The sequence below is a fragment of the Bradyrhizobium sp. UNPF46 genome (assembly GCF_006658625.1).
GTDB classification, from domain to species: Bacteria; Pseudomonadota; Alphaproteobacteria; order Rhizobiales; family Xanthobacteraceae; genus Bradyrhizobium; species Bradyrhizobium nitroreducens.
The window spans coordinates 1-24,733 of record NZ_LFJB01000021.1; the positions used below are offsets into that span (position 1 = coordinate 1).

Genomic DNA, 24,733 nt, shown 5'->3' on the forward strand with positions numbered 1-24,733 from the left:
ACCGATGTCGTCACCGTTTCGGCGGTGCCGCTCAAGGTCACCGTCGAGGATGCCGCTGTCGCGGCGACCGTTACGTTGGCGTTGTTGCCCGTCAAGGTCAGGATGTCGTTCGACCCGTTCAGCGTCACGCTCGCTGTACTGCCGTTCACCACCCCCGAACTGCCCGCGCTCGCAATCGACAGCGTATCGTTTGTCCCGTTGACGGTAATCGTTCCACCAGGAGTGTTCAGCTCCACCCACCCTGAATTCACCAGCACCGTGTCGTTGGTGCCGGTGACGATCAGGCTGCTGCCGTCTGTGAGCGAAATCGTGGTGTTGCTGACGTTTGTCGTATTGGGCATTCTCGCCTCCCCCGAACCGGCAGTTGATCGCAGATCACGCTGACGCAACTCAGACCACGTCTGGGAATCGGCCGGTTTCGTGGATAACGTCCCTCTGAATCACGCGGCTTGCCGCCGATGATGCCCAACTGGCATTACGCGCAATCTCCCAACAGATCTCCGGGCGCAGGCAATCGCCCGCCCGCCTGAGACTGGGCGACCGACTTCTTGCGAAGTACTTCTGTCGATTGCGTGAGTGTGCCGCTACGCGAACTATGGCGAGTCGTTGCTACTCAGCCTGGTTCGTGACGGGCGCGAGATGATAGAGGAAAGTCATTCACATTCGCCAGCCAACATTCCCCTATTCCCCAAGCACTACCCCTATGTGCACAGTCAGAATGTCGCAACCGATGAAAAAGGGCAAGACACGATCGGAAATAATTTTGGGAGGTGCAGTTCCGAGTTCGGCGAGTGCGAACAGCGCGTCGATAAATTGCTCGTCAAGCCGGGAACCCGCCACGACTATTCCAGCGTCCTGTCAATCGAAATGAGGAGCGCGCTTTTAGAAGAGCGTCCGCCGCTCGCAACAATCGCGGCTTGCGCCGTGACGTGAATTTTGATCTTCGGATCGTGCGACCCGCCCTCGCGGCGCTCCAGCGCGATAGCCCTGATCAGGTGTAGGCTCATTCTTGTCGCGGCGGCCGAATGCAGCACTTCAGCTGCATCATAGTGACAGCTTGCCGATCGACGCCCCGCCATCGACGTGCAGTGTCTGACCGGTCGTGAAAGCTGCGTCGTCGGAGAGAAGAAAGGCGATTGCCGCTGCGACTTCCTCCGGCTTGCCGAAACGGCGCATCGGAATGCTGGCGAGACGGAGGCAGCCGGATGGGCCCAATGCCACGTCTGAGCAAGAATAAAGCCAGTGCAGTTATCGGTTAGAACAAAATAGCGAAAACGACCGCCGAAACTACGATATCGCCGCCGCCTGTATCCGTCACTCCCACTCGATCGTCCCGGGCGGCTTGCTGGTCACGTCGTACACCACCCGGTTCACGCCCTTCACCTCGTTGATGATGCGCGTCGCGGTCTCGCCTAAGAACTTCATGTCGAACTGGTAGAAATCCGCTGTCATGCCGTCGGTCGAGGTCACGGCGCGCAGGCCGACCACATAATCGTAGGTGCGGCCGTCGCCCATGACGCCCACCGTCTTCACCGGGAGCAGCACGGCAAAAGCCTGCCAGATCTCGTCGTAGAGGCCGTGCTTGCGGATCTGGTCGATGTAGACGGCGTCCGCCTTGCGCAGGATGTCGAGTTTTTCGCGCGTGATCTCGCCGGGGCAGCGAATGGCGAGGCCCGGGCCCGGGAACGGATGGCGGCCGACGAAGATTTCGGGGAGACCGAGCTCGCGGCCCAGCTTGCGCACCTCGTCCTTGAACAGTTCGCGCAGGGGCTCGACGAGCTTCATGTTCATGCGCTCGGGGAGACCGCCGACATTGTGGTGCGACTTGATGGTCACCGACGGTCCGCCGGTGAAGGAGACGCTCTCGATCACATCGGGATAGAGCGTGCCCTGCGCCAGGAAGTCGGCGCCGCCGATCTTCTTGGCCTCGGCCTCGAACACCTCGATGAAGAGGCGGCCGATGGTCTTGCGCTTCTTCTCGGGGTCGGTGACGCCTTCGAGCTCGCCGAGGAACTGCTTGGAGGCATCCACGTGCACGAGCGGGATATTGTAGTGGTGGCGGAACAGGTCGACCACGGTCTTGGCTTCGTCGAGACGCAACAGGCCATGATCGACGAACACGCACGTGAGCTGGTCGCCGATGGCTTCGTGGATCAGCACGGCCGCCACGGCGGAATCGACGCCGCCGGAGAGGCCGCAGATCACCTTGCCCTTGCCGACCTGCTGGCGGATCTTGGCGATCTCCTCCTCGCGGAAGGCGCGCATGGTCCAGTCGCCGGACAGGCCGGCGATCTTGCGGACGAAGTTGCGGATGAGCTTGGCGCCATCCGGCGTGTGCACCACTTCGGGGTGGAACATCAGGCCGTAATATTTGCGCGTCTCGTCCTGGATGATCGCGAAGGGCGCGTTCGGCGAGGTGCCGGCGACCGAGAAGCCGGGCGGCATCCTGGTGATGCGGTCACCGTGGCTCATCCAGACCTGGTTCTTGCTGCCCGACGACCAGACGTCCGCGAACAGCTGGCTCTGCGCCTTGACCTCGACATCGGCGCGGCCGAATTCGCGGTGATGACCGCCCTCGACCTCGCCCCCTAACTGGGCCGCCATGGTCATCTGGCCGTAGCAGATGCCCATCACCGGCACGCCGGAATCGAAGATCAGCTGCGGGGCGCGGGGCGAGCCGGCCTCATGCACCGATTCGGGCCCGCCGGAGAGGATCACCGCTTTCGGCTTCATCTCCTTGAAGGCCTCTTCGGCCTTGTTGAACGGGACGATCTCGCAATAGACGCCGTCCTCGCGCACGCGACGCGCGATCAGCTGCGTCACCTGGCTGCCGAAGTCGACGATGAGAATCTTGTCATGCGCCGAGGCCACCGAGGGCGTCGACGCGGAGCGGTCGTTCTGTGCTGCTGTCATGGCCAGCAAATACGCTGGCAACGGGCGCGCCGCAACCGCGCGCGCCGCGCGCCCACATGCTTCTTTGGGCATGGACAAACGCATATAGGTCAGTATTATTGACCTATTAGGCCCCACCCTCAAACAGGGGCTGATCAGGGAGAACGCCATGCCACAGCATCATCAGCCATCCACGCTTGCCGCGCTCGGCCGGAGCTGGGTCGAGGCCTGGAACGCGTGCGATCTCGAGCGCGTGCTCGCGCTCTACGACGAGGCCGCCGTGATGACCTCGGACCGCATCCCCGCGCTGGGCTTCGACGCCAGCGGCACCGTGCGCGGCAAGGACGCGCTTCGCGCCTATTGGGGCAAGGCGCTCGGCCTGCTGCCGGGGCTGCATTTCACGCTGATCGACCTGTTCGTCAGCCCCGACAGCGTCGTGGTGTTCTACGCCAACGAGCGGGGCAAGAAGATCTGCGAGTATCTGCGGGTGAACGCATCAGGGCTGATCGTGCAGGGCTCGGCGAACCATCTGGTGGCGTGAGCTGCTCTCTCCTCGTCTTTGCGAGGAGCTCTTGCGACGAAGCAATCCAGACCGTCGCCGCGGACGCAATCCTGGATTGCTTCGCTGCGCTCGCAATGACGGAGACCGTGGCGGCAGCATGCGCTAACAACACCACTGCCGGCTCCGAGACAGGATTCCCCCTATGAAGCTCCCCGCCTCCCCCTTCACCGTCACCGACTGGAGCAAGGTCGAGCCGACCACGCATGCCGGCGAGACCGGCCAAGCTACTTGGCGCACGCTCAATATCGGCGAGCTCCGGGTGCGAATCGTCGAGTATTCGCCAGGCTATCTGGCCGACCATTGGTGCGACCGCGGCCATGTCATCTACGTCGTCAAGGGCGAGCTCGACAGCGAGCTGCGTGACGGGCGCACCTTCAAGCTGACGGCGGGGATGAGCTACCAGGTCTCGGATTTCGGCGACGCCGCGCACCGGTCCTCGACGGCGTCAGGGGCGACGCTTTTCATCGTCGATTGAGGTGCGGCGGGCGGTTAATTTGCACCGCAAAATAGAAAAGTCGCGCCACGTTCCGGGCCGCGGGTGGTGCCTTGAACTGGCCCCAAATTCTCGCTATATTGTGATCATCGATACTTGGCCGAACGACTGGGCCGCTTCGCCTTGTTGCTGACGGGCGCGCACGCTTCAGATGACTTCTCCAAACATCGACTGAACAGGGCTATGGGCGCAAGGCTGCGTTCCGGTCCACGTGCGTACTCTCTCTAACTAACTAAAGGAAATTCCCATGGCTATGGGCACCGTGAAGTGGTTCAACACCCAAAAGGGTTATGGTTTCATCCAGCCGGACGACGGCCAGAAGGACGTGTTCGTGCACATCAGCGCCGTCGAGCGCGCTGGCCTCTCCTCCCTCAACGAGGGTCAGAAGGTCTCGTTCGACATCGTCGCTGACCGCCGCAGCGGCAAGTCGTCGGCCGACAATCTCCGCGTCGGCTAACGCCAACGCACCGTTCTGACCACGGACGTACCGGCAGAACGTTAGAACTTGAAAACCCCGCGACCGGGATCCGGTCTGCGGGGTTTTTGTTTGCCCCGGTCATTCCGGGGCGCCCGCAGGGCGAGCCCGGAATCCATCAGGCCACGGCGACTGTTGCCCGATGGATTCCGGGTTCTCGCTTCGCGAGCCCCGGAATGACGACGTTGATCAGGCCGTCTTCCTCAACACCGACACGAAGAACCCATCCGTCCCGGTCCTTCTCGGCGTCATCAGCCAGCCCTCGGGCGATTGCAGCGCGGCTTCGGCAAAGGCCTCCGCCTTGTCCCAGAGCACGCTTGCGGTCTGTTCGGGCGGTTGAATCGCGAACTCGCCATGGCGCGCGACGAACGCCCTCACCTGCCCGCCGTTCTCCTCGGACAGCACCGAGCAGGTGATGTAGGCGATGCGCCCGCCCGCCTTCACCAGCGGCACGGCGCGCTCCAGCACCTCGGCCTGGTCGCGCAGGCGGATCTCCAGCGCGCCGGGGCGCATGCGCCATTTGGCGTCGGGGTTGCGGCGCCAGGTTCCGGTTCCCGTGCAGGGCGCGTCGATCACGACCAGATCAGCCGAGGCGCGGATGTCGGCGAGCGGATCGGCCTCGCCCTTGGGCGTGCGGACATCGGCATTGTGGACGCCGGCGCGCGACAGGCGTTCATGAATGGGAGCAAGCTGCCGCTTGTCGCGGTCGGTCGCGATCAGCCGCCCTTTGCCCTGCATCAGGGCCGCGAGCGCCAGCGTCTTGCCGCCGGCACCGGCGCAGAGATCGATCACCTGCTCGCCGGGTTTTGCCGCGGTGAACTGGGCCGCAAGCTGCGATCCCTCATCCTGCACTTCAATCGCGCCCTTGATGAAATCCTCCTCGGCCTGGATGCCGGGGTTGCGCGCGTCGGCCGAAAGCTCGATGCGCAGGCCCGTTGCCGACCACGGCGTCGGTTTCGCATGAAGATGAGAAAGCGCCTTCAGCACCTTGTCGCGATTGGATTTTAGCGTGTTGACGCGCAGGTCCAGCGGAGCCCGGCTCGCCATCGCGGCCGCCTCCGCCACGCGGTCCTCGCCGAACACCTTTGCAAGGTGCGGATCAAGCCATTCGGGATAGTCGCCGGCGATCGCGGCCGGCGCATCCCTCAGGGAGCGCGAGGCGAGCGCGGCCTGCTCGGCCTCGGTCAGCGGCGCCGGCGCAAAGCGGCTGCCGTCGAACAGCGCGCCCATCGTCGCCGCGTCCATGTCGCGCTCGAGCCGGAGCATGCCGATCAGCCGCGCGCGCGCGGTATCGGCGTCCATCAGCCAGGCACTCGAGGCGTAGCGGCGCAGCACGTCCCAGACGAGGCCGGCGATGGCGGCGCGGTCGCCGGAGCCGGCGAAGCGGTGCGCGGTGCCCCACTCTTTCAGCGCTTTCGCCGCGGGCACGCGGTCCTTCTCGATGGTGTCGATCAGTTCGATGGCTGCGGACAGCCGGGCAGCGGGGGTCATTTGAATCTTTCAGTGAATCTTGCAGGTCAGGAATTGCGCGCAAGCGTCAGATCAGCAACAGCATCTTCAGCGCGAAGTAGATCCACATTGCCAGCAGCACGAGGCAGCCGGCGAGCCAGACCGAGGAGCGGCGGCCGAGATCGTTCGAGGAGACGAACACGCCGGCATGGGCGAACCGCGTCACCACGAACACCCAGGACATCAGCACGATGAAGAGATCGGCATGGCGGAGCGGGAGCGCCAGCGCGATCAGAACGTAGAACAGCACCGGCAACTCGAACTGGTTGCGGTAGCAATTGGCGATTTGCGTGGCGCCCTTGGGCCAGTTCGGCTCGCCCAGCGCGATGTCGCGGATCTTGGTCTCGCCCGCAACCAGCGCGCGGCGGCGCGCCAGCACCATGCCGATCAGCAGCGCGAAGGTGAGCCCCACCTGCACGAACACAGGCAGCAGAACCATCTGGATAGACATCGGAACTTTCCCGTAAGGCGGCACGCCGCGGACCGTCATTAGCCGCGTCTGCTGGTTCTGACAATCAACGAGTTGAACCGGCGTTCCAGATCTTGCGACCAACCAGCGATAGTTAAAGCGATTTCGGCCCCATCACGGGGCCCGAGGCGAGATGGCGCCATGACCACCCTTTCCAGCCTTTGGACCGATTCCGCCGACGGCCAGCTCGGTATCCTGATGTCGGCCCTGTCAGGTATCGCGATGGCGCTCGCGGTCGCGCTGGCCATGACGGTGTATTTTCGCCTGAGCTACCGCAGCTGGCGCGATGTCGTCCGGCATGGTCTCGCCGGGTTCGCGGCGCTCGCCTTGTTCGCCTTTGCCGCCTACGACATGCGCCACGCCGCGCTCGCCTATCTCGGTCTCAATCCGTCGAAGCCCGCGGTCGAGTTCGAGATCCGCATGCCCCGGGAGATGCTGGCGGCGGCGACAGACAGCCAGATCGAGCTGCATACCGACCGCAACCAGATCCTGGCGCTGGTCGACGGCGTCCGCGACCTCGCCGACGGCCGCGCGCTGCTGCGGGGCGCGGTCGCGCTCAACCACCGCACCGCCGACCGCGTGCTGGTCGTGAACCTGCCGGGCAAGGGCACGTTCGAGTTCCGCCTGCGCCTGCCCGCCGAGCCACATCGCTCCACAGAGTTCGGCCCCTGGCACCTCGCCGACCGCATCGCCTCAAAGCTCGCAGGGCCGATCGCGCCGCAGGACGCCTACACGATCCGCTATCGCGTGCTTTAAACTTTGTTCGTCTGCGATCCATCCCGCGCCGTCATCGTATCGACGCGCGAGGGCGGCTAAGCTGATCGCATGTCCGAATTTCGCCTGACGCAGATTTCCGACACCCATCTCGGCCGGCGCTTCCCCGGCCTGATCGCCAACTTCCATCGCGTTTGCGAGCACATCGACGCTGAGCGGCCCGATCTCGTCGTCAACAGCGGCGACGTCGCCTTCGACGGGCCGACCGGCCGCGACGATGTCGTCTTCGCCAAAGGCCTGCACGACGCCCTGCCCGTCGCGTGCCGCTACATTCCCGGCAATCACGACATCGGCGACAATCCGACCGCGATCGGACCGGCGCCAAAGCCGCCGGTCAGCGAGGCGCATCGCCGGCAATTCTGCGACATCATCGGCGAGGACCATTGGGCCTTCGAGGCCGCGGGCTGGCGCTTCATCGGCCTCAACACGCTGGTGATGAATTCAGGGCTCGCCTTCGAGGCCGCGCAGTTCGACTGGCTGGCGTCCGAGATCGCGCGCACGAACGGCCGGCCGGTCGCGCTGTTCCTGCACAAGCCGCTCTTCCTCAATTTGCCCGACGACCCTGAAACGCCGGAGACCTCGATCCGCTATGTACCGCAGCCGGCGCGGGCTCGGCTGATCGAGATGTTTGCGGGCGTCGATCTGCGCCTGGTCGCCAGCGGCCACGTGCACCAGCGGCGCGACTTCAGCTGGCGCCACACCCGCCATGTCTGGGCGCCGTCGGCCGGCTTCATCATCAACGATCAGCGCCAGGACCGGATCGCGATCAAGGAGGTCGGGCTGGTCGAGTATCGCTTCCGCCCCGACAGTTTCGAGGCTCGCCACGTCAGGGCCGCGGGTCAGGTCGATGTCGACATCGAGGAGCTCTTCGCCCAGATGGGCGGCGCGCACTGATGCGCTCGGCCGCTCAGGCGACGCTCTTGAGGTCCTGCTGGATCGCAGCGAGCAAGGACTGCAGCGCCTCGCTGTTCACCGGCTTGGCCGCGAGATCATTGGCGGGCGGCTGCCTGACAGGCAATGCGGCCTTGACCGGACGCTTCGGGAATGGCGGCGGCGGTGTCGGCATCGAGGGGCGGGTCAGACCGCCCTCCTCGTCGACATGGACGAACTTGCCATGGATGACGTCGTCGCGACGGCCCATGATGAACATGGCCGTCCAATAGCCGGCGGCCAGCAGGATTACGCAGAAAACACTGATCTCTAACATCGCAGCACCTGAAATATGCGCGATGATTCAATGCCTTCGCGGGCCCGTCAATGAACGGCCGGTCACACCTGCGGCTTTTGCGGGCAGGTGTGACCATTTGGTGACTCTTTTTTAACTATCCCATCGGGCGTGTGGCTCTCGAGCCACGGGAGTCCCACTCCCTGTCGCCTAAAGCGCGATGAGTCGCGCTTTAGGTTGTTGTTGGGCATCATCCTCCGGAGAACCGCTTCGCACTTTTCCGGATCACGCCTAGGCCTTGTCCGGCCCGACCCGGACCAGCTGCTTGCCGAAATTGGCGCCCTTCAACAGGCCCATGAAGGCACCGGGCGCGCTCTCCAAGCCTTCGGTGACGAACTCCTTGTACTTGACCTTGCCGTCGCGAACCCATCCCGACATGTCGCGCAGGAAGTCGCCGTGGCGGGAGGCGAAGTCGGAGACGATGAAGCCGCGGAAGGTCAGACGCTTGGTCAGCGTCGCACGCATCATGCTCGCGGCCCATTTCGGCGGCTTGGCCTCGGTGTCGTTGTAATGCGCGATCAGGCCGCAAACCGGCACGCGCGCGAACGGGTTGAGCAGCGGGAATACCGCCTCGAACACGGCGCCGCCGACATTCTCGAAATAGACGTCGATCCCTTTCGGGCAGGCCTCTTTCAGCTTGGCGGCGAGATCGGGATCGCGGTGATCGATGCAGGCATCGAAGCCGAGCTCCTTCACCACGTAGTCGCACTTGTCCTTGCCGCCGGCGATGCCGACTGCGCGTGCGCCCTTGATCCTGGCGATCTGCCCCACCGCCGAGCCGACCGCACCGGAGGCGCCGGCGACGACGACGGTCTCGCCTGCTTGCGGCTTGCCGATGTCGAGCAGGCCCGTATACGCGGTCATGCCGGGCATGCCGAGCACGCCGATGGAGGTCGAGATCGGACCGAGTTTCGGATCGACCTTGATCAGGCCCTTGCCATTCGAGATCGCATGCGTCTGCCAGCCCGAGCGGATGCGAACGATGTCGCCTACCGCAAAGTCAGGATTGTTGGAGGCCGCGACCTCGCTCACCGCCTCGCCTTCCATCACGCCGCCGACTGGCACCGGTGCGGCATAAGACGGTCCCTCACTCATGCGCCCGCGCATATAAGGATCGAGCGACAGCCAGATCGTGCGCAGCAGCACTTCGCCCGCGCCGGGCGTCGGCACCGCGAATTCCTCCAGACGAAAATCAGACGGCTTGGGCTCGCCGACGGGACGCGCGGCGAGAACGATGCGCTTGGCGCTATGTTGAGCTTGGGACATGTTGGCTTCCTCCGATTTTCTGTCGACGTGGACGGAAGCGGAGGGAGGTAGCTGCGTCAATACAAAAGCGGCGGAAGTCGATGGTGTTTCGCCGCGCGCACCTCTCGTGTCCCGGACGCGCTGCAGCGCTCTTGCGCTGCTGCGCAGAGCCGGGACCCAGCAGGCAACACGGTATGTTCGGAGACATGGGCCCCGGCTCTGCAGCGCATCACACCGGACGACGCTTCGCATCGCCGGGGGTGCTGCGCTGCGTCCGGGGCACGAGAGCGCCGCGAACGAGGACGGAGCGACTAACCCCCGCCCGGATAGTTCGGGCTTTCGCGGGTGATGGTGACGTCGTGGACGTGGCTCTCGCGCAGGCCCGCGCCGGTGATGCGGACGAACTGGGCCTTCTCGTGCAGCTCCTTCATGTCCTTTGCGCCGACATAGCCCATCGCGGCGCGCAGGCCGCCGGCGAGCTGGTGCATGACATGGCCGACCGCGCCCTTGTAGGGCACCTGGCCCTCGATGCCTTCAGGCACGAGCTTGAGCGTGTCCTTGATGTCCTGCTGGAAGTAGCGGTCGGCCGAGCCGCGCGCCATCGCGCCGACCGAACCCATGCCGCGATAGGCCTTGTAGGAACGGCCCTGCCACAGGAACACTTCGCCGGGCGTCTCGTCGGTGCCGGCCAGCAGCGAGCCGACCATGGCGATGTCGGCACCGGCGGCGAGCGCCTTGGCCAGGTCGCCGGAGAACTTGATGCCGCCGTCGGCGATGACGGGAATGTCGGCCTTCTTCGCCGCCTCGACCGCATCCATGATCGCGGTAAGCTGGGGAACGCCGACGCCGGCGACGATGCGCGTGGTGCAGATCGAACCCGGGCCGATGCCGACCTTGATGCAATCGGCGCCCGCATCGATCAGCGCCTGCGTGCCTTCCGTGGTGGCCACGTTGCCGGCAACGACCTGAACCGAGTTGGAGAGGCGCTTGATCCGGTTCACGGCATGCAGCACGTGGCGGGAATGGCCGTGCGCGGTGTCGACGACGATGAGATCGACGCCGGCATCGATCAGCCGCTCGGTTCGCTCGAAGCCGGTATCGCCGACGGTGGTGGCGGCGGCAACGCGCAGGCGCCCCTGCGCATCCTTGCAGGCGAGCGGATGGGCGACCGCCTTCTCCATGTCCTTGACGGTGATGAGACCGACGCAGCGATATTGCTCGTCGACCACGAGCAGCTTCTCGATGCGGTGCTGATGCAGCATCCGCCGCGCCTCGTCCTGGCTGACATTCTCGCGCACCGTGACAAGGCCTTCATGCGTCATCAGCTCGGAGACTTTTTGCCTGCGGTCGGTGGCAAAGCGCACATCGCGGTTAGTGAGGATGCCGACCAGCTTGCCGGGCGTGTTCTTGCCGGCGCCGGTGACGACGGGAATGCCGGAGATGCCGTGATCGCTCATCAGCTTCAGCGCTTCGTCGAGCGTGGCGTCGGGACTGATGGTGAGCGGGTTCACCACCATGCCCGACTCATAGCGCTTGACCTGCCGCACCTGGGCCGCCTGCCCTTCGGGATCGAAATTGCGGTGGATGACGCCGAGACCGCCGGCCTGCGCCATGGCGATCGCCATGCGGGACTCGGTGACCGTGTCCATGGCCGAGGCCATGATCGGGATGTTGAGCGGAATGGCGCGGGTGACGCGGGAGCGGATGTCGACCTCGCCCGGCATGACATCCGACAGGCCCGGCTTCAACAGCACGTCGTCGAACGTAAAGGCTTCGCGGATGCCCTGAAGTTGCACCGTGGCCATTTGCCAACTCCTTCCTGCGGCCTTGCCGCAAATGCTAATGGATGAGCGCCGCCCTCGGCGTACCTTGCGGCATCGCCTTGAGAATCGGAGCCCATCGGTGGGGTTGACGCGGGTCGATAGCACGGCCGCGTGACGAATCAAAGCAATTCGGACCGCTGGCCAGCCATGCACAGGCTTTTTTGGGTGGTATCGGCGGGGATGGCCGGTCCGCCCTCCCTCCGCCGTCATTCCGGGGCGCGACGAAGTCGCGAACCCGGAATCCATGTCCCGGCGGTGCCCGCATCCCGATGGATTCCGGGTTCGCGCCAAGTGGCGCGCCCCGGAATGACGAGAGAGTGAGAAGCCGTGTGCCCCGGAATGACGGAGGGGCCAGACCGTGTCACGCAGGATTTAGGTGCTATGCGCCGATCCGCAATGGTCGCAGGCGAGCGCCGGTGATAAGCCGCAAACAGCCTCTCCTTCCGATTTCCCTTACCAATCCGTCATGGTCGACAAGCAACGCATCATTCCGCTGATCGTGGCCACCGCACTGTTCATGGAGAACATGGACTCGACGGTGATCGCCACCTCGCTGCCGGCGATCGCGGCCGACATCGGCACCAGTCCGCTGACGCTGAAGCTCGCGATCACCTCCTATCTGTTGTCGCTCGCGGTGTTCATCCCGGCGAGTGGCTGGACCGCCGACCGGTTCGGCGCGCGGATGGTGTTCGCGATCGCGGTCGGCGTGTTCATGGTCGGCTCGGTCGGCTGCGCGCTGTCGTCCTCGGTCACCGATTTCGTGTTCGCGCGCATCCTGCAGGGCATGGGCGGGGCGATGATGACGCCGGTCGGGCGCCTCGTGCTGCTGCGCTCGGTGGACAAGAGCGCGCTGGTCAACGCCATGGCGTGGGTGACGGTCCCTGCCCTGATCGGTCCGGTGATCGGGCCGCCGCTCGGCGGCTTCATCACGACCTACGCGTCGTGGCACTGGATCTTCCTGATCAACATCCCGATCGGGTTGCTCGGCATCTTCATGGCGCTGAAGTTCATCGACCCGATCAAGAGCGAGGAACGCGAGCCGTTCGATCTCTACGGCATGGTGCTCGCCGGCATCGGGCTCGCAGGCATCGCCTTCGGCCTGTCGGTTGCCGGGCTGAACCTGCTGCCGTGGAGCACGGTCGCGGCGCTGATCGCCGGCGGCGCGATCTCGATGACGCTCTACGTCATGCACGCCCGGCGTACCGGCTCGCCGGTGCTCGATTTCTCCCTCCTCAAGCTGCCGACGCTGCGGGCGGCCGTGTTCGGCGGCTTCCTGTTCCGGCTCGGCATCGGCGCGCTGCCGTTCCTGCTGCCGCTCTTGATGCAGATCGGCTTCGGTCTGTCGCCGTTCCATTCAGGCCTCGTCACCTTTGCCTCCTCGCTGGGGGCCATGGGCATGAAGACGCTGGCGGCGCGCCTCATCCGCACCTTCGGCTTCCGCAACCTGATGACGGTGAACGCGATCGTCAGCGCGTTCTTCCTCGCCGTCTGCGCGCTGTTCACGGTGACGACGCCGCTGCTCATCATCATGGTCATCCTGGTGGTCGGCGGCTTCTTCCGCTCGCTGGAGTTCACCGCCATCAACACGGTCGCCTATGCCGACGTCGAGACTGCGCAGATGAGCCGCGCAACGACGCTTGTCAGCGTCAACCAGCAGCTGGCGGTCTCGGCCGGCGTCGCCGTCGGTGCGGCCTGCGTGGAGACGACGATGTGGTTCCACCATGTCAGCGAGATCGACGCCACCGTGTTCGCACCGGCCTTCCTCGTGGTCGCGCTGACCTCGGCGGCGTCGAGCTGGTTCTTCTGGCAGATGCCGGCGGATGCCGGCCACGAAATCTCCGGCCGCAAGGCGGTGGAGATTGCGAGCCGCAAGGGCGCCGGCAAGGGCGCGGAGAAGGCCGGCGTCAAGGCGGCATCCGAGGATACGCAGGACGTGCGGGATCAGCGGCTGGGATGAAAGCTGCGGCGCCCCAGGCGTCTCAGGATCGGGTTGCCGGCTGCAGCGGAACCAGGGCGTAGCCGACGCCGCGCACCGTCGCGATCGGCGCGGCGACACTGCCAAGCTGCATCTTCCGGCGCAGCCGCACGATCAGGTTGTCGACGGTGTGCTCGCTGATCTCCCTGGGATCGCGGTTCGAGATGACGTCGAGCAGGAAGTCGCGACTGAGCGGCTGCGTCATGTGCGAGGCCAGCGCCACGAGGATGTTGAACTCCCCCGCGGTCAACTGGACCATGCTTCCATCAGGGCGGAACAGCTCGCGCCGGACCGGATCGAGGATCCAGCCGTCGAAGGTGATGATCGATTCCGTCGTCCGCCGCAACACGCTGCGGATTCGGGCCAGCAGCGTGCGCAGATTGATCGGCTTGGAGACGTAATCGTCTCCGCCGGCATCGAGGCCGGACAGCATGTCGTCCTCGGAGTCGCGGCTGGTGACGAAGATCAGGCCGCATTTTTCGCCGAGCCGCAACTCGCGCGCCAGCGCGATGCCGTCGGCGTCCGGAAGGTTGATATCGAGCAGGACGATGTCGGGCCGAAGCTTGGGCAAGGCGGTGCGCAGCTCGGCGCCGGTCGCCAAGCCATGCGCGGCCATGCCCTGCTCCCTCAGGAACGAGGTCAGCATCAGCCGGATTTCCGGCGCATCCTCAACAACGAGCACACTGGTCGACATCTGCTCTCCGAAATCACCTCTAACGGCCGCGCGAGGCCGCGGCGCCTCATCCGACGGCGCCCTGCTCCCTCAACACCAGACCGATCTGCCGGCGCAGCGCGTTGACGGCTTCATCGCGGTCGCGAAGCCCCGCCAGCACCGTCCTTGCGGCGATCATCGCGTCGTCGGCGCTCGCGGCAAGTTCGGACATGCGCAGATTGGCCGCGCTGCCCTTGATGCGGTGGGCGATGCCCGCCAGCTCCTTCGGCGTCAGATCGCTGCGCGCCAGCGCGCGGTCGAGCTCCAGCAGGCTGTCGGCAAACAGCTCCTGGAATTCGTCGATGCGATCCCGCCCGAACACCTCTTCGAGCGAGAACGCGCTGTCGGGTGTTTCCGCGGCGAGGAACGCCTCGATTTTCCAGATGACCTCCTCCGCAGACAGCGTCGCCGCAAGCACGAGATCGGCGCCTTCCTCCAGCATCCGGGTGCCGTCCTCCGGCGCGGACGCGGCGATGATGAAGACGCGCTTGCCCTGATCCTGAGCGCGCGAACGCAAGCCCAGCACGAATCCGGGCGGCGGGGCGACCGCGACGATCGCGGCGAATTCGCGCGCCGCCAGCATCGCACCGGCGGCATCGAACGAGCCGGCCGGAAAGACGCGAAAGCCGAGACGCCGGAGCGGATCGTGGGTAGCCTTGCGCCCGTCGCCCACCACGAGGACATCACCGCCGGCATTGAGCGGCGCCCCGGGCCCGGCCACGGACCAGCGCCGGCTCGCCAGCGCCGTCTCGATCGCACGATGCAGGGCCGCAGCGTCGATCGGCTTGGCCAGATGCCCGTCCATCCCCGCCGCACGACAGGCCTCGACATCCTCCGCCATGACGTTGGCGGTCAAGGCCACGATCGGGACCTCGCTTTGCGGCGAGGCCAGCGCGCGAATGCGCCGCGTGGCCTCCAACCCGTCGACGTCGGGCATCTGCACGTCCATGAGCACGGCGTCGAAGCGCGCGCTGCGGACGAGCTCGATCGCCTGCTCGCCCGACTTGACCAGCGCGATCCGATGACCTGCCCGCTCGAGCATCCCGCGCGCGACGGCCGCATTGATCTGGAGGTCCTCGACCAGCAACAGGTTCAAGGGCCTCGTCGGCGCAGGCGTCTCGTCCGCCGGATCGCGCATGGCCGGCCCGTCGGCCGCCGGCAGCGGCAACGAGAAGCGGAAGCGGCTGCCGAGCCCCGGCGTGCTCTCGGCTTCGATCTGCCCCTTCATGCCCTCGACGAGCCGCTTGCAGATCGCAAGGCCGAGGCCCGTGCCGCCGAAGCGCCGACGGATCGAGGCATCGCCCTGTTCGAAGGATTGAAACAGCCGAGCCCGTTGCTCGGGCGGAATGCCGATACCGGTGTCCGCAACGCAGAAGACGACGACCGCCTCGTCCTGCGGGCGCGATGCGGTGACCTCGACCGTAACGCCGCCGCGGCTCGTGAATTTCAGGGCGTTGCCGATCAGGTTGAAGAGAATCTGCCGCAGCCGCGACTGATCGCCGAGCACCCAGCGCGGCACCGTCTGAGAAATCGCGAGCTGCAGCGTCAGCCCCTTCTCATGCGCGCGCGGCGACATCAGGTTGACGATCTCGCGCAGCCCCTGCCTGACATCGAACGGGGCACGTTCGTAAATGTCGGCCTGTCGTTCGAGCTTCGATATATCGAGGATGTCGTCGAGGATCTTGAGCAGTCCCTGCGCCGAGGAACGAATGGTCGAGACCCGCCGGCGCTGGGACGGCGGCAATGGATCATCCAGCGCCAGTTTCGCCATGCCGAGGATTCCGTTCATGGGCGTGCGGATCTCGTGGCTCATGACCGCCAGGAAGTCGGCCTTGACGCTCGCTGCCGCCTCCGCCGCGTCCTTGGCTTCGCGCAAATCGAGGTTGATCTGCTGCTCGCGCGCAATGCGCAGATATTCCTCGCGCCTGAGACGGTTGAACTGTGTGCGCGCCATCGCACCGACGACGTAACCGACCAGTATGACCAACCCTATGATCGTCAGGTCGAGCGGGCTCTCCGGGTCCGGCCTGAGCACTGCCCAGAACAACAGGCTGACCGTGGGGGCGTAAGCGCTCAACAGCGTGACCCAGCGGAAGCGCCCGGGGACACAGAGGTTGAGCGCGATGGCGATCAGCGGCAGCAGCAATCCGCCGTGACGGGTCAGGCTCGGCTGGTCGAAGACGAGCGCATTGAGCGTGAAGAACGCAATCTGGTGCGCATAGGTGATCGCGACGATGCGCGCGTATCGCGTCGTCTGCAGCACGGCGAGCACGGCGGCAAGCGCCGCGAGCGCGATCAGGATCCGGATCTCGGTGAAGAACGCCAGCCGCGGGCCGGTCAGCATCAGAAAATCCAGCGGCGCGAACGACAGGCTCGCGGCCGTCTCGGCGAGGATGCAGAGCAGCGCCATCGCGCGCGCCGACTGCCACACGCTCGCGGAGAATGCCGCCTCCATCTTGCCGTCGCGAAATTCGCCGCTCGGCCCTATGACCCCGCGAAGGTCGAATTCTACCGCCGGCATTCCGGCCCCATCTCCTCGCCAGCCAACCACGCGCATCCTTTGCAGGAGCGCCCAGCTCTCGTCCAGCGTCAATTCCGGCGCGCCGCGCGCACCGCGGCTACGATCAACCGCCGTTGATGTTGTGGTCGCATATGAGAGACTTCGCCTGTGGCGATCCTTCGAGACACCCGTCGTCGGTCGCGTGCGCGGCACTCATTTCAGATGACAGGCTCCGCGGTCGTCTCGAAGGACGAGGCGCGCGCTCAGGTCGCGCCAAGGGCCATGTGCGGTAGCCCTCAATAGAGGGGCACGACGAGGTCGGCGCGAACTCGCGGACGATCGCGAACGGCAAGATCGTATCCGACATGCTGTCGAGACGCGGGTCCGCTAGGTCTCGCCTGTTGCCCCGCCGCGAAATCCCGTGGCCAGCACGTAGCGTTCCGAGGAGTCCTGCCGGCTCGCGGCCGGCTTGACGTGGCGCACGGTGGCGAAGTCGCGCTTGAGCTGGGCGAGCAGATCGGCGTCGGCTCCGCTCTGGAAGGTCTTTGCCAGGAAGGTGCCGCCGGGCTTCAGCACATCGCAGGCGAATGCGGCCGCGGTCTCGACCAGGCCGACGATGCGAAGCTGGTCGGTCTTGCGGTGGCCGGTGGTGTTGGCGGCCATGTCGGACATCACGACGTCGGCGCCGCCGCCCAGCATCGCGGTGAGCTTTTCGGGCGCGTCATTGTCCATGAAGTCGAGCTGGGCGAAGTCGACGCCGGGAATCTCGGGCATCTCCAACAGATCGATCGCAACGACCTTGCCTTTGCCCTCGGTGGAGCCGACGCGCTTGGCGGCGATCTGGCTCCAGCCGCCGGGCGCAGCGCCAAGGTCGACCACGGCCATGCCGGGCTTCAGGAAGCGAAACTTGTCGTCGATCTCCAGAAGCTTGAACGCGGCGCGCGAGCGATAGCCCGCGGCCTTGGCTTTGGCGACATAGGGATCGTTGAGCTGGCGTTCGAGCCAGAGCTTCGACGACAATTTGCGCTTGCCGCCGGTCTTGACCTTGGTCTTGACTTGGACGTGCAAGCGGCCGGTGGTGTCCTTGGCCATCTCACCAGCTCCTGAGCGCGCCGTCCTCGCGCATCATCTCGACCAGCATGCCCTCGCGCAGGCCCCGGTCGGCGACGCGCAGGCGCGGCAGCGGAAAGGCGCGGCGGATGGCATCGAGGATGGCGCAACCGGCGAGCACGAGATCGGCGCGTTCGACGCTGATGCAGCTGTTGTTGGCGCGCTCCTCGTAGCTCATGCCGAGCAGCTTGTTGATGGTCGCGGTGATGTCGGAATCGTTCATCCAGATGCTGTCGATGCGGCGGCGGTCGTAGCGCGGAAGATTGAGATGGATGCCGGCGAGCGTCGTCACCGTGCCCGAGGTGCCGAGCAGGTGCATGTCGGCCAGATCGCGGCCGTGCTCCTCGGCGAACGGCGCGACGTGGTCTGCGACCGCCCGCTCCATCGCGGCGTAGATCTCCGGCGTGACGTCGCGGCCGCCGAACTGCTCGGCGAGCGTGACCACGCCATAGGGGATCGACATCCAGGCTTTGATGCGCGGCTCCGGATCTTGAGCGTCGCGCTCGATCCGCACCAATTCGGTCGAGCCGCCGCCGATGTCGAACAGGATCGCGCCGCGCCCCCTGGGATCGACCAGCGGCGAGCAGCCGAGCACGGCGAGCGCGGCCTCGGTCTCGCGGTCGATCACTTCCAGCTCGATGCCGGTCTCGGCCGCGACGCGGCTGCGGAACCCCTCCGCATTCGAGGCCGCGCGGCAGGCTTCGGTCGCGATCAGCCGCAGCCGCCGCGCTTTCCGCAAGTTGATCTTGTCGCGGCAGATGCTGAGCGCGGCGATGGCGCGCTCGATCGCGGCATCGCTGATGCAGCCGGTTGCCGAGACGCCCTCCCCGAGCCGGATGATGCGCGAGAAGGAATCGACGACGCGAAAGCCGTCCTGGGTCGGACAGGCGATCAGCAGCCGGCAATTGTTGGTTCCGAGGTCCAGCGCCGCGTAGACGCCGGTTCCCGGCGCTTGCGCGGCGACGGCCGGTTCGGTGGCCAACGCCACCGTCGCCATCGACCCCTCCAGCTCACCGTGCGGCCCATGTTGGCTTACATGGCCGTCGCGGAGCCGCGTGTGGTCATTCATACAAACTGTCTTTCCGCGGCCGGTCGGGCCGGTCTGGAATTGCTTTTTTCGCCTGAAACATTAGCAGCGCGGCGGGTATGCGCAACAACGCATCACATGGGACCATGCCCATTCGTGCGTTGTCGTGAACGGGACCGTGGGTTATTTTTGGGTGGTCCGGTCCCTCTAGGCGCCCCCAAAACGCGCAATTGCCGGCTTTTCAGGTCAATTCCATGCAAGAACACACCAAATCGTCCACGCTCGAAAACGCTATTGCACTGCAAAAATATGGCGTCGGGCAGCCCGTCCGCCGCAAGGAGGACGACACGCTGGTGCGCGGCAAGGGCCGCTACACCGACGATTTCAACCTGCCCGGCCAGGCCTATGCCGTGGTCGTCCGTTCCACCCACGCTCACGGCACCATCCGCGGCATCGGCATTGATGCCGCCAAGGCGATGCCGGGCGTGCTGGGCGTCTGGACCGGCAAGGATCTCGACGCCGCCGGCTACGGCCCCTTCACCTGCGGCCTACCGCTGAAGAGCCGCGACGGCTCGCCCCTGCTGCAGACCAACCGCCAGCCGCTGGCGACCGACAAGGTCCGCTTCGTCGGCGATCCCGTCGCCTTCGTGGTGGCCGAGACGCTGGCGCAGGCCCGCGACGCCGCCGAAGCGGTCGAGCTCGACGTCGAGCCGCTGCCGGCGGTAACCGACCCCGAGGAAGCCGCCAGACCCGGCGCGCCGCAGCTTTACGACCATATCCCGAACAACGTGGCGCTCGACTACCATTATGGCGACATCGACAAGGTCAACGCGGCTTTTGCCAGTGCCGCGCATGTCACCAAGATCGACATCGAGAACACCCGCGTCGCCGTGGTCTCGATGGAGCCGCGCGTCGGCCTTGCCTCCTACGACAAGAAGACCGAGCGCTACACCATCCAGGTGCCGACCCAGGGCGTCGCCGGCAACCGCGCCAACCTCGCCAAGAACCTGAAGGTGCCGAACGAGAAGGTGCGGATCCTCACCGCCAATGTCGGCGGCTCCTTCGGCATGAAGAACATCAACTACCCCGAATACATGTGCATTCTGTACGCGGCCAAGGCGCTGGGCCGTCCGGTGAAATGGCTCGACGAGCGCTCGACCGCCTTTCTCTCCGACAGCCACGGCCGTGCGCAGAAGATCCATGCCGAGCTGGCGCTCGACGCTGAAGGGCACTTCCTCGCGGCCAAGCTGTCCGGCTACGGCAATCTCGGCGCCTACATCACCGGCGTCGCACCGGGGCCGCTCTCGCTCAACACCGGCAAAAACTTTTCCAGCGTCTATCGCACGCCGCTGATGGCGGTCGACATCAAGGTGGTGCTGACCAACACCACGTTGATGGGCGCCTACCGCGGCGCCGGCCGGCCCGAGGCCAATTATTACATGGAGCGGCTGATCGACCGCGCCGCCGACGAGATGGGCATCAACCGCCTGACCTTGCGCAAGCGCAACTTCATCAAGCCGAGCCAGATCCCGTTCGCGGCCTCCTCCGGCGTGACCTATGACAGCGGCGACTTCCAGGCCGTGTTCAACAAGGCGCTCGAAATCTCCGACCACGAGAACTTCGCCAAGCGCAAGAAGGAGAGCAAGAAGGCCGGCAAGCTGCGCGGTATCGCGGTCGGCTCCTATCTCGAGGTCACGGCGCCGCCGAGCCCCGAGCTCGGCAAGATCGTGTTCGATGCCGATGGCTCCGTGCAGCTCATCACCGGCACGCTCGACTACGGCCAGGGTCACGCCACGCCGTTCGCGCAGGTGCTGAGCGCGCAGCTGGGAGTGCCCTTCGAGAGCATCAAGCTGGTTCAGGGCGACAGCGACATCGTCCACACCGGTAACGGGACCGGCGGCTCGCGCTCGATCACCGCGACCGGCCAGGCCATCGTCGGCGCTGCCAAGCTCGTCATAGAGAAAGGCAAGCGCGCCGCGGCGCACATGCTCGAAGCGTCCGAAGCCGACATCGAATTCGAAGGCGGCAGCTTCACGATCGCCGGCACCGATCGCAGCATCGACATCATGGAGCTCGCCAAGCGCTTGCATGACGGCAAGGTACCTGACGGCGTGCCTGACTCACTCGATGTCGATCACACCAGCGAACCGGTCGCCTCCGCGTTCCCGAACGGCTGCCACGTCGCCGAGGTCGAGATCGATCCTGAGACCGGCGTGGTGCAGATCGTGCGCTACAGCGCGGTCAACGATTTCGGCACGGTGATCAACCCGCTGCTGGTCGCCGGCCAGCTCCATGGCGGTGTCGTCCAGGGCATCGGCCAGGCGCTGATGGAGCACATCCGCTACGACGACAGCGGCCAGCCGATCACGGGCTCGCTGATGGACTACGCCCTGCCCCGCGCCGAGGACGTGCCCAACATGACGATCGGCGATCATCCGGTACCCGCCACCACCAATCCGCTCGGCAGCAAGGGCTGCGGCGAAGCCGGCTGCGCCGGCAGCCTGTCGACGGTGGTGAACGCGGTGCTCGATGCGCTCTCGGATTATGGCATCAAGCACATCGACATGCCGCTGACCCCGGAGCGCGTCTGGCGCGCGATCCAGGACGCGAAGGCAAAGGCGGCGTAAGCGCCGTCTTGTCGTTCCGGGGCGATGCGCAGCATCGAACCCGGAACCTCGAGATTCCGGGTTCGGTCCTGTGGACCGCCCCGGAATGACGGCGCTGCGTGCTACGCCGCCGCCTGCTCCCGCGGCTGGGTGATCGCGGTATGCTGGCAGTGCGCGATCGGCGTCGTGCCGTTGGCGACGACGAGTGCGTCGAGCTCGACGAAGCGGTGGCCCTTCTTTTCGTAGTTCGCCGTGACCTTTGCTCGTGCGGTGATCTCGTCGCCGGCGCGCGCGGCGGACAAGAGCTGCATGCGGCTGCCGACATGGATCCACGGGCCCAGAATGGTGTTGTCGACCAGCACGCGGTTCATCACGCGTTGGATCAGGCCGGGATGGCCGAGCCCCTCGCGCGCGAAGATCGGATCGGTCTCCCTGACATCGGTGAGATAATCCGCCGCATCCTGCCCGGCCCAGCGGCGCGGCGTCGTGCCCAGCCATTTGCCGGTCTCGAACGTCGCTGGATCGACCGGCTTGCGCTCGGCCACGGCGGGCACCGCGACATAGTCGCTCAGCGCCACCGCCGGCGCAGCGGCCGGCAGCGAGGCCGTCCCCGTGGCGCACAGTGTGGTGCGGCTGAACACTTCGATCGTCAGCAGGTCGTTATGCTCGGTGGCATCGACATCGGCCGCCTCGCCATCATAGACCGGCTTGATGAAGCGCGCCTCGACCAGCCCGCGTGACAGGAAATCACGACCCCAGCGGGCGATCGGCACGTGCATCATGTAGGCGAAGACATCGACGCCCGGGACCAGCCCGCCGGAAAAGCCGAAGCGGCGCGCCACCGTGTCGTCATGCATCTTGTTTTCGGATTGTTTGGCGGTGTTGTAGGCCTCGACGCGGTAGGTTTCGAGCCGGTTCGGCATGGCTTGGCGTTCCCCATATTCTTGTTTCGGGACCGATCGTAGGCCCCGGGGAACAGCGGTCAATCCCCTCGCCTTTGCGGCCCGAATGGGGTACCACGCGGCGGAATGACCGATACCCCCACCCGCATCTATGTCGATGCCGACGCCTGTCCGGTGAAGGACGAGATTTACCGCGTGGCGCTCCGACACGGCGTGCCCGTGAGCGTGGTCGCCGGCAACTTCATTCGCGTGCCCCAGGACCCGCTGATCTCGCGCATTGCCGCAGGCAGCGGCATGGACGCGGCCGACGACTGGATCGCCGAGCGCGCCAGGCCGGGCGACGTCGTGGTGACCTCGGACATCCCGCTGGCGAGCCGCTGTGTGAAGGCGGGCGCCGACGTGATCGCGCCGAACGGCAAGCCCTTTACCGAGGAATCGATCGGCATGACGCTGGCGGTACGCAATCTGATGACGGATTTGCGCTCGGCCGGCGAGGTCACCGGCGGCCCCAGATCATTCGCGCCGCGCGACCGCTCCGCCTTCCTCTCGGCGCTCGACCAGACGCTGCGCCGGATCCAGCGCCGCCGCGCCGACCAAGCCGCAACACATCAGGGCTGACCATGGCGCCCCCGCTGATCCAACTCAAGGACATCAGGCTGACCTTCGGCGGCACGCCGCTGCTGTCGGGCGTCGAGCTCAATGTCGCGCCATCCGAACGCGTCTGCCTGATCGGCCGCAACGGCTCGGGCAAGTCGACGCTGCTCAGAATCGCGGCCGGCCTTGTCGAGCCCGATAGCGGCAGCCGCTTCGTGCAGCCCGGCGCCACCGTGCGCTATCTGCCGCAGGAACCCGACTTCGGCGACCACAAGACCACGCTGGCCTATGTCGAGTCCGGGCTCGCCCCCGGCGACGACCAGCATCAGGCGCGCTACCTGCTGGAGCAGCTCGGCCTCACCGGAGAGGAGAACCCGCACAATCTCTCCGGCGGCGAAGCCCGGCGCGCGGCGCTGGCCTACGTGCTGGCGCCCTCGCCCGACATTCTGCTGCTCGACGAGCCGACCAACCATCTCGATCTCGCCACCATCGAATGGCTGGAACAGGAGCTCGACTCCAGGCGCAGCGCACTGGTGATCATCAGCCACGACCGCCGCTTCCTCACCAATCTGTCGCGCTCCACGGCCTGGCTCGACCGCGGCAAGATCAAGCAGATCGACCGTGGCTTTGCCTCGTTCGAGACCTGGCGCGACGAGGTGCTGGCCGAGGAAGAGCGCGATCAACACAAGCTCGACCGCAAGATCGTCGACGAGGAGCACTGGCTGCGCCATGGCGTTTCCGGGCGCCGCAAGCGCAACGTCAAGCGCCTCGCCAATCTGCATGCGCTGCGCGACCAGCGCCGCAACTATCGCGGCACCGCCGGCACCGCCAGCCTCGCAGCTAGCGAAGCCGACCAATCCGGCAAGCTGGTGATCGAGGCCAAGGGGATCACCAAGGCCTATGGCGAGCGCAAGATCGTCGAGAACTTCTCGACCCGCATCCAGCGCGGCGACCGGCTCGGTATCATCGGCCCGAACGGCGCCGGCAAGACCACACTGGTCAATCTGCTCACCGGCGGCATGCAGCCTGACTCCGGCACCGTACGGCTAGGGGCCAATCTGGAGACAGCCACGCTCGACCAGCACCGGGAAAGCCTCGATCCCAAATCGACACTGGCCGAGGCGCTGACCGGCGGCCGTGGCGATCAGATCATGGTCGGCGGCAAGCCGAAGCACGTCGTCGGCTACATGAAGGACTTCCTGTTCGCCCAGGAGCAGCGCGGCACCCCGGTGGAAGTTCTCTCCGGCGGCGAGCGCGGCCGGCTGATGCTGGCGCGCGCGCTGGCAAAGCCGTCCAACCTCCTGGTGCTTGACGAGCCGACCAACGACCTCGATCTCGAAACCCTCGACGTGCTTGAGGAGATGCTCGGCGACTACGAGGGCACCGTCATCCTGATCAGCCACGACCGCGACTTCCTCGACCGCGTCGTCACCTCCGTCATCGCGCCTGAAGGTAACGGCAAGTGGATCGAGTATGCCGGCGGCTACAGCGACATGCTGACCCAACGCGGCGCGGACCTCAAGCGCGAGGCGGCGAAGGCGCAAGCCCCTGTCGAGAAGAAGGAGGAGCGTGCTGCGGCTCCCTCGTCCGCGCCGAAGCGCAAGCTGAGCTTCAACGAGAAGCACGCGCTGGAGACGCTGCCGAAGAAGATGGAGACGTTGCAGGCCGACATCGCCAGGCTGCAGCGCGTGCTCGACGATCCCAATCTTTATGCGAAGGATCGCAAGAAATTCGACGATACCTCGGCCGCCATCGCCAAGGCGCATGACGAACTGTCCGCCGCCGAAGAGCGCTGGCTCGAACTTGAAATGCTCCGCGAAGAGATTGAACAGGCCTAAAC

General features: G+C 65.8%; 23 protein-coding genes. 11 read left to right on the top strand and 12 right to left on the bottom strand.

Going from position 1 to position 24,733, the window contains the following annotated elements; genetic code table 11:
* A partial coding sequence (locus UNPF46_RS37380; protein WP_181769871.1) for a hypothetical protein occupies positions 1–384 on the top strand: 384 nt, incomplete at its 5' end.
* A gap of 192 nt (positions 385–576) precedes the next feature.
* A complete protein-coding gene (locus UNPF46_RS09620; RefSeq protein WP_142249850.1) occupies positions 577–933 on the top strand; it encodes a hypothetical protein in 357 nt (118 codons plus the stop codon).
* Between the two features lie 111 nt (positions 934–1,044).
* Here UNPF46_RS09620 and UNPF46_RS09625 read toward each other — a convergent pair whose 3' ends face one another.
* Both UNPF46_RS09625 and guaA read right to left on the bottom strand, forming a co-directional pair.
* Positions 1,045–1,176, bottom strand: a complete 132-nt coding sequence (locus UNPF46_RS09625; RefSeq protein ID WP_100180613.1) for an SDR family oxidoreductase — start codon at positions 1,174–1,176, stop codon at positions 1,045–1,047.
* A gap of 138 nt (positions 1,177–1,314) precedes the next feature.
* Entirely contained in the window at positions 1,315–2,913 is a 1,599-nt protein-coding gene (guaA, locus tag UNPF46_RS09630; protein ID WP_142249851.1) for a glutamine-hydrolyzing GMP synthase, read from the bottom strand.
* Positions 2,914–3,061: 148 nt separating this feature from the next.
* Here guaA and UNPF46_RS09635 point away from each other — a divergent pair, with 148 nt between their 5' ends.
* The 3 genes from UNPF46_RS09635 to UNPF46_RS09645 all read left to right on the top strand — a co-directional run bounded on the left by UNPF46_RS09635 (position 3,062) and on the right by UNPF46_RS09645 (position 4,404).
* Positions 3,062–3,433 (top strand): nuclear transport factor 2 family protein, encoded by a 372-nt coding sequence (locus UNPF46_RS09635; protein ID WP_142249852.1) that lies wholly within the window; start codon positions 3,062–3,064, stop codon positions 3,431–3,433.
* A gap of 163 nt (positions 3,434–3,596) precedes the next feature.
* Positions 3,597–3,929, top strand: coding sequence for a DHCW motif cupin fold protein (locus tag UNPF46_RS09640; RefSeq protein ID WP_142249853.1), 333 nt, complete (start codon positions 3,597–3,599; stop codon positions 3,927–3,929).
* 265 nt (positions 3,930–4,194) lie between these two features.
* Positions 4,195–4,404, top strand: coding sequence for a cold-shock protein (locus tag UNPF46_RS09645; protein ID WP_008141931.1), 210 nt, complete (start codon positions 4,195–4,197; stop codon positions 4,402–4,404).
* A 207-nt stretch (positions 4,405–4,611) separates the two neighbouring features.
* Here UNPF46_RS09645 and UNPF46_RS09650 read toward each other — a convergent pair whose 3' ends face one another.
* Positions 4,612–5,913, bottom strand: coding sequence for an RsmB/NOP family class I SAM-dependent RNA methyltransferase (locus UNPF46_RS09650; RefSeq protein ID WP_142249854.1), 1,302 nt, complete (start codon positions 5,911–5,913; stop codon positions 4,612–4,614).
* 46 nt (positions 5,914–5,959) lie between these two features.
* On the bottom strand, positions 5,960–6,382 hold the full coding sequence (locus UNPF46_RS09655; protein ID WP_100181547.1) for an MAPEG family protein: 423 nt from the start codon (positions 6,380–6,382) through the stop codon (positions 5,960–5,962).
* Positions 6,383–6,541: 159 nt separating this feature from the next.
* Here UNPF46_RS09655 and UNPF46_RS37385 point away from each other — a divergent pair, with 159 nt between their 5' ends.
* Entirely contained in the window at positions 6,542–7,156 is a 615-nt protein-coding gene (locus UNPF46_RS37385; RefSeq protein WP_181769872.1) for an acriflavin resistance protein, read from the top strand.
* A gap of 69 nt (positions 7,157–7,225) precedes the next feature.
* Positions 7,226–8,068 (top strand): metallophosphoesterase family protein, encoded by an 843-nt coding sequence (locus UNPF46_RS09665; protein ID WP_142249855.1) that lies wholly within the window; start codon positions 7,226–7,228, stop codon positions 8,066–8,068.
* Between the two features lie 13 nt (positions 8,069–8,081).
* Here the strand turns inward: UNPF46_RS09665 and UNPF46_RS09670 are convergent, their stop codons facing one another.
* The 3 genes from UNPF46_RS09670 to guaB form a co-directional block, all read right to left on the bottom strand.
* Positions 8,082–8,381 carry a hypothetical protein gene (locus UNPF46_RS09670; RefSeq protein WP_100180607.1) on the bottom strand — a complete coding sequence of 100 codons (300 nt, stop codon included), beginning with the start codon at positions 8,379–8,381 and terminating at the stop codon, positions 8,082–8,084.
* 249 nt (positions 8,382–8,630) lie between these two features.
* Positions 8,631–9,665, bottom strand: coding sequence for an NADPH-dependent curcumin/dihydrocurcumin reductase (gene curA / locus UNPF46_RS09675; RefSeq protein WP_142249856.1), 1,035 nt, complete (start codon positions 9,663–9,665; stop codon positions 8,631–8,633).
* A gap of 290 nt (positions 9,666–9,955) precedes the next feature.
* Positions 9,956–11,449 (bottom strand): IMP dehydrogenase, encoded by a 1,494-nt coding sequence (gene guaB, locus UNPF46_RS09680; RefSeq protein ID WP_142249857.1) that lies wholly within the window; start codon positions 11,447–11,449, stop codon positions 9,956–9,958.
* A 484-nt stretch (positions 11,450–11,933) separates the two neighbouring features.
* Here guaB and UNPF46_RS09685 point away from each other — a divergent pair, with 484 nt between their 5' ends.
* Positions 11,934–13,424 carry a DHA2 family efflux MFS transporter permease subunit gene (locus UNPF46_RS09685; RefSeq protein WP_100180604.1) on the top strand — a complete coding sequence of 497 codons (1,491 nt, stop codon included), beginning with the start codon at positions 11,934–11,936 and terminating at the stop codon, positions 13,422–13,424.
* Positions 13,425–13,446: 22 nt separating this feature from the next.
* On the opposite strand, the gene UNPF46_RS09690 is transcribed toward UNPF46_RS09685, so the two are convergent.
* The 4 genes from UNPF46_RS09690 to UNPF46_RS09705 all read right to left on the bottom strand — a co-directional run bounded on the left by UNPF46_RS09690 (position 13,447) and on the right by UNPF46_RS09705 (position 18,833).
* On the bottom strand, positions 13,447–14,136 hold the full coding sequence (locus UNPF46_RS09690) for a response regulator transcription factor (protein WP_100180603.1): 690 nt from the start codon (positions 14,134–14,136) through the stop codon (positions 13,447–13,449).
* A gap of 46 nt (positions 14,137–14,182) precedes the next feature.
* The gene (locus UNPF46_RS09695) at positions 14,183–16,675 is read right to left on the bottom strand and encodes a sensor histidine kinase (protein WP_181769873.1); all 2,493 of its coding nucleotides are present in this window, start codon (positions 16,673–16,675) and stop codon (positions 14,183–14,185) included.
* Positions 16,676–17,041: 366 nt separating this feature from the next.
* Positions 17,042–17,746 (bottom strand): RlmE family RNA methyltransferase, encoded by a 705-nt coding sequence (locus UNPF46_RS09700; protein ID WP_142249859.1) that lies wholly within the window; start codon positions 17,744–17,746, stop codon positions 17,042–17,044.
* 1 nt (position 17,747) lies between these two features.
* Entirely contained in the window at positions 17,748–18,833 is a 1,086-nt protein-coding gene (locus tag UNPF46_RS09705) for a Ppx/GppA phosphatase family protein (RefSeq protein WP_142249860.1), read from the bottom strand.
* Positions 18,834–19,045: 212 nt separating this feature from the next.
* Between UNPF46_RS09705 and UNPF46_RS09710 the strand changes: the two genes are divergently transcribed.
* A complete protein-coding gene (locus UNPF46_RS09710) occupies positions 19,046–21,418 on the top strand; it encodes a xanthine dehydrogenase family protein molybdopterin-binding subunit (protein WP_100180600.1) in 2,373 nt (790 codons plus the stop codon).
* A 101-nt stretch (positions 21,419–21,519) separates the two neighbouring features.
* On the opposite strand, the gene UNPF46_RS09715 is transcribed toward UNPF46_RS09710, so the two are convergent.
* Entirely contained in the window at positions 21,520–22,320 is an 801-nt protein-coding gene (locus tag UNPF46_RS09715; protein ID WP_142249861.1) for a hypothetical protein, read from the bottom strand.
* A gap of 105 nt (positions 22,321–22,425) precedes the next feature.
* Here UNPF46_RS09715 and UNPF46_RS09720 point away from each other — a divergent pair, with 105 nt between their 5' ends.
* Positions 22,426–22,917 (top strand): YaiI/YqxD family protein, encoded by a 492-nt coding sequence (locus tag UNPF46_RS09720; protein WP_100180598.1) that lies wholly within the window; start codon positions 22,426–22,428, stop codon positions 22,915–22,917.
* 2 nt (positions 22,918–22,919) lie between these two features.
* Positions 22,920–24,731 (top strand): ABC-F family ATP-binding cassette domain-containing protein, encoded by a 1,812-nt coding sequence (locus tag UNPF46_RS09725; protein ID WP_142249862.1) that lies wholly within the window; start codon positions 22,920–22,922, stop codon positions 24,729–24,731.
* Positions 24,732–24,733 lie beyond the last annotated feature (2 nt).

Coding starts and splice junctions, on each gene's coding strand:
- UNPF46_RS09625 (WP_100180613.1), bottom strand. CDS start 1,176: ATGCGCCGTTTCGGCAAGCCGGAGGAAGTCGCAGCGGCAATCGCCTTT.
- guaA (WP_142249851.1), bottom strand. CDS start 2,913: ATGACAGCAGCACAGAACGACCGCTCCGCGTCGACGCCCTCGGTGGCC.
- UNPF46_RS09635 (WP_142249852.1), top strand. CDS start 3,062: ATGCCACAGCATCATCAGCCATCCACGCTTGCCGCGCTCGGCCGGAGC.
- UNPF46_RS09640 (WP_142249853.1), top strand. CDS start 3,597: ATGAAGCTCCCCGCCTCCCCCTTCACCGTCACCGACTGGAGCAAGGTC.
- UNPF46_RS09645 (WP_008141931.1), top strand. CDS start 4,195: ATGGCTATGGGCACCGTGAAGTGGTTCAACACCCAAAAGGGTTATGGT.
- UNPF46_RS09650 (WP_142249854.1), bottom strand. CDS start 5,913: ATGACCCCCGCTGCCCGGCTGTCCGCAGCCATCGAACTGATCGACACC.
- UNPF46_RS09655 (WP_100181547.1), bottom strand. CDS start 6,382: ATGTCTATCCAGATGGTTCTGCTGCCTGTGTTCGTGCAGGTGGGGCTC.
- UNPF46_RS37385 (WP_181769872.1), top strand. CDS start 6,542: ATGACCACCCTTTCCAGCCTTTGGACCGATTCCGCCGACGGCCAGCTC.
- UNPF46_RS09665 (WP_142249855.1), top strand. CDS start 7,226: ATGTCCGAATTTCGCCTGACGCAGATTTCCGACACCCATCTCGGCCGG.
- UNPF46_RS09670 (WP_100180607.1), bottom strand. CDS start 8,381: ATGTTAGAGATCAGTGTTTTCTGCGTAATCCTGCTGGCCGCCGGCTAT.
- curA (WP_142249856.1), bottom strand. CDS start 9,665: ATGTCCCAAGCTCAACATAGCGCCAAGCGCATCGTTCTCGCCGCGCGT.
- guaB (WP_142249857.1), bottom strand. CDS start 11,449: ATGGCCACGGTGCAACTTCAGGGCATCCGCGAAGCCTTTACGTTCGAC.
- UNPF46_RS09685 (WP_100180604.1), top strand. CDS start 11,934: ATGGTCGACAAGCAACGCATCATTCCGCTGATCGTGGCCACCGCACTG.
- UNPF46_RS09690 (WP_100180603.1), bottom strand. CDS start 14,136: ATGTCGACCAGTGTGCTCGTTGTTGAGGATGCGCCGGAAATCCGGCTG.
- UNPF46_RS09695 (WP_181769873.1), bottom strand. CDS start 16,675: ATGCCGGCGGTAGAATTCGACCTTCGCGGGGTCATAGGGCCGAGCGGC.
- UNPF46_RS09700 (WP_142249859.1), bottom strand. CDS start 17,746: ATGGCCAAGGACACCACCGGCCGCTTGCACGTCCAAGTCAAGACCAAG.
- UNPF46_RS09705 (WP_142249860.1), bottom strand. CDS start 18,833: ATGAATGACCACACGCGGCTCCGCGACGGCCATGTAAGCCAACATGGG.
- UNPF46_RS09710 (WP_100180600.1), top strand. CDS start 19,046: ATGCAAGAACACACCAAATCGTCCACGCTCGAAAACGCTATTGCACTG.
- UNPF46_RS09715 (WP_142249861.1), bottom strand. CDS start 22,320: ATGCCGAACCGGCTCGAAACCTACCGCGTCGAGGCCTACAACACCGCC.
- UNPF46_RS09720 (WP_100180598.1), top strand. CDS start 22,426: ATGACCGATACCCCCACCCGCATCTATGTCGATGCCGACGCCTGTCCG.
- UNPF46_RS09725 (WP_142249862.1), top strand. CDS start 22,920: ATGGCGCCCCCGCTGATCCAACTCAAGGACATCAGGCTGACCTTCGGC.